Source organism: Bradyrhizobium sp. P2_E8, assembly GCF_056403875.1.
The window spans coordinates 1-3,287 of sequence record NZ_JBFUES010000848.1 but is presented as its reverse complement, the minus strand read 5'-3'; the positions used below and the strand labels follow the sequence as shown (position 1 = coordinate 3,287).

Below are 3,287 nucleotides of genomic sequence, written 5' to 3'. Positions count from 1 at the left end.
GCGAAGGACGAGAGATTGAGGAACTGATGCAACTTCTCGGAGCGCGACCATTGCATGCGGTCGGAGACGCCCGGCAGCAGCTTCACCGTGGTATCGGTGCAGAGCACGGTACGGCCGGTGGTGCAGTTGTCGCAGGTGCCGCAGAACACCGACAGGCAGGTGACGACGTGGTCGCCCGGCTTCACGTAGGTGACGTCGGAGCCGACCTGCTCGACCACGCCGGCGGATTCATGCCCGAGCACCGCGGGCAGCGGATGCGGATAGAGGCCTTCCATGAAGTGCAGGTCGGAGTGGCAGAGGCCGGCGACCGATGTGCGGATCAGGACCTCGCGCGGGCCCGGCTTCGGCAGGCTGACATCCTCGATGACCAGCGGCTTGTTGACTTCATAGAGGACGGCGGCCTTCATCGAGCACTCCCTGTCGCTTTTTTGTTTTGAACGCGGGCGCAGCCTACGCTGCCAGAACCAGTTCGCCAACCTCGCTCATCCCGGCCACGCGATCGCCGAGCAGCAGCGCGGCGATCTTCGCCTGCGCGGCATTTTCCGTCAGCCGGAACGGATCGTTCGGCGACACCCGATGATCGATCACCAGCCGCGACAGCAGCAGCCGTCGCGCATCGCCGCGCATGGCGTGGATGCGATGCGCTTCCCACGCGAGAGCGACGGCGCTTGCGACATGATAGAGCAGGCTGGTGGCGCGCCGCGCGTCGGCCTCGTTCTCTGACTTGCCCGCGACCTCGCGCGCGAAGCCGACCGCACGATCGGCAAGACCGCGCAAACGGTCGCGCCAGGCCTGCGGCACAGACGCGCTGTCATCGAGCCGGGCATCCAGGTCGGCGGCGAGCGCAGCTTCGGCGCCGTGGCGGCCGACCGCGCGCCTCAGCGCATCGATCGCGACGATGTTGCCGGTGCCTTCCCAGACCGAGCCGAGATGGGCGTCGCGCAGCAGCCGGGCGGTAGCGAATTCCTCGATATAGCCGATGCCGCCACGCATCTCGAGCGCATCGCCGCAGACTTTTCGTGCATCGCGCGTAGCGCGGAATTTCAGCGTGGGCGTCAGGATACGCAGCAGCGCCGCCGCATCCTGGCTGCCGGCTTCGGCGCGGTCGAGCGCGTCGGCGGTGAGGAAGCTCATCGACATCGCCTGCTCGACCGGCAGCGTGATCTTCAGCATCTGCCGCCGGCCGAGCGGCAGGTCGATGATGCGGCTGCCGAACACCACGCGGTTCTTCGCCACCGTCATGGCGTCGTGATAGGCGCGGCGCATCAGCGCGGTGGATTTGACGCCGTTGGAGAGCCGCGACGAATTCACCATCTCGGCCATCTGCACGAAGCCGCGGTCGAGCTTGCCGACGGCGTAGGCGATCGCGCCTTCGAGCTTGATCTCCCCTGACGCCATCGAGCGCGTGCCGAGCTTGTCCTTCAGACGCACGATCCGGTAGTGGTTCTGCGCGCCGTCCTCGAGGAAGCGCGGCATCAGGAACAGGCCGACGCCGCGCGTGCCGGGGCCGGCGCCTTCGGGACGCGCCAGCAGCATCACCACCTTGGCATCCGCGTTCGAGCAGAACCATTTTTCGCCAGTGAGGCGCCAATGGTCGCCCTCCTGCACGGCGCGCGTGGTCAGCGTGCCGACGTCGGAGCCGCCCTCCTTCTCGGTCATGAACTGGCCTCCTTGCGTCAGCTTGCTCATGTCGGTCTGGGTGAGACCATCGAGATATTTTGCCTTCAGCGCCTCGCTGCCGAAATTCGCCAGCAGTTTTGCGCAGCCGTCGGTGACGTTGATCGGGCAGCCCATGCCGAATTCGGTCTGGTTGAACAGGAAGGTGAAGGCGTGCTTTGCCACGACAGGATATTTGTCCGGCCAGCCCATGATGCCCTTGCGGATCGACAGCGCGTGGATGCCGAACTCGCCGAACGCGGCCTTCTCCAGTTCGCGATAGGCCGGGTGGTATTCGATCCACTGCACGTCGCGGCCGAACTTGTCGCGCTGGTGCAGCACGGGCGTGTGCCGGTCGGCGAGGCGCGCGCAGTCGTCGAGATGGCCGCCGGCGAGCTCGCCAAGGCGGTCGAGATGCGGCTCGATGTGACGGAACAGCGTCTCCGGCAGATGGATGCGCAGCAAATCCGTCAGCGCCGGATCGGCGCGGTAGAAATTCATGCCTGTGGTATCGGGCGCCAGCAGGCCGGATGGTGCGGACGCGGCATCTTTCGGCTGCGCTGTGACCGGCTTGTGCATGATCGTCCTCTTCGTTTCCGCCCGACGGCATTTCTTAGCGCTTGCCGCTTGGGATGATGTCGATCATGCTCCAGCCAGGAAGCCGGATAAAGCCGCAAATTGTCAGGGAGGCATGATCGCGGTGAAGGAGCAATTCGCTCTGCGGAATTGTGATCGGCCGGGCCTGCACCCCGGCTGGTTGTCCGCACGGCGGATGCATAGATCAACGGCTTCCCGTCTCCGAGAGATCACGCCATGGAACACCCGAAATACAAGATCGCGCTCATCGTCGGCGCCGGCGAGGGCCTGAGCGCCTCGCTGGCGCGGCTGCTCTCCGCCCAGGGCATTCGCGTGGCGCTTGCCGCGCGGAAGATCGAGAAGCTGGGCGCGCTCTGCACCGAGACCGGTGCAAGAGCCTATGCCTGCAACGCGACAGAGCCGGATGAGGTCGAGCGCCTGTTCGGCCTCGTCGAGCGCGAGATCGGCACGCCCGATCTCGTCGTCTACAATGCCAGCGGCCGCACCCGGGGGCCGCTCGTCGACCTCGTCCCGGCCGATGTCGCGCAGGCGATCGCGGTCAGCGCCTATGGTGGTTTCCTGGTGGCGCAACAGGCGGCCAAGCGCATGCTGCCGAACAAGCACGGCGCGATCCTGTTCACCGGCGCTTCGGCCAGCGTCAAGGGCTATGCGCAGTCCGCTTCCTTCGCGATGGGCAAGTTCGCGCTGCGCGGCCTCGCCCAGAGCATGGCGCGCGAACTCTCGCCGCAAGGCATCCATGTCGCGCATTTCGTGATCGACGGCGGTATCAGGAGCGCGGCGCGGACGGAAGCAGCCGACAATCCGGATTCAATGCTCGATCCCGACGCGATTGCAGAAAGCTACTGGAACGTGTTGCAGCAGCCGCGCAGCGCCTGGAGCTGGGAGCTGGAGCTGCGGCCGTGGGTGGAGAAGTTTTGAGGCGATAACATCACAACAACCGTCATTGCGAGCGAAGCGAAGCAATCCAGAGATGGCTCCGCGGAGGCAGACTGGATTGCTTCGTCGCTTCGCTCCTCGCAATGACGAATAGAGAG

At 65.7% G+C, this 3,287-nt stretch carries 3 protein-coding genes; 1 reads left to right on the top strand and 2 read right to left on the bottom strand.

Translation table 11 applies throughout. From position 1 onward, the window contains the following. On the bottom strand, nucleotides 1–407 hold a 407-nt coding region (locus AC1D00_RS32965; protein WP_477013547.1), incomplete at its 3' end, for an alcohol dehydrogenase catalytic domain-containing protein. A gap of 43 nt (nucleotides 408–450) precedes the next feature. Next, nucleotides 451–2,235 carry an acyl-CoA dehydrogenase family protein gene (locus AC1D00_RS32960; RefSeq protein ID WP_477013546.1) on the bottom strand — a complete coding sequence of 595 codons (1,785 nt, stop codon included), beginning with the start codon at nucleotides 2,233–2,235 and terminating at the stop codon, nucleotides 451–453. A gap of 234 nt (nucleotides 2,236–2,469) precedes the next feature. On the opposite strand from AC1D00_RS32960, the gene AC1D00_RS32955 reads away from it, so the two are divergent. After that, nucleotides 2,470–3,171 carry an SDR family oxidoreductase gene (locus AC1D00_RS32955; RefSeq protein WP_135175576.1) on the top strand — a complete coding sequence of 234 codons (702 nt, stop codon included), beginning with the start codon at nucleotides 2,470–2,472 and terminating at the stop codon, nucleotides 3,169–3,171. Nucleotides 3,172–3,287 lie beyond the last annotated feature (116 nt).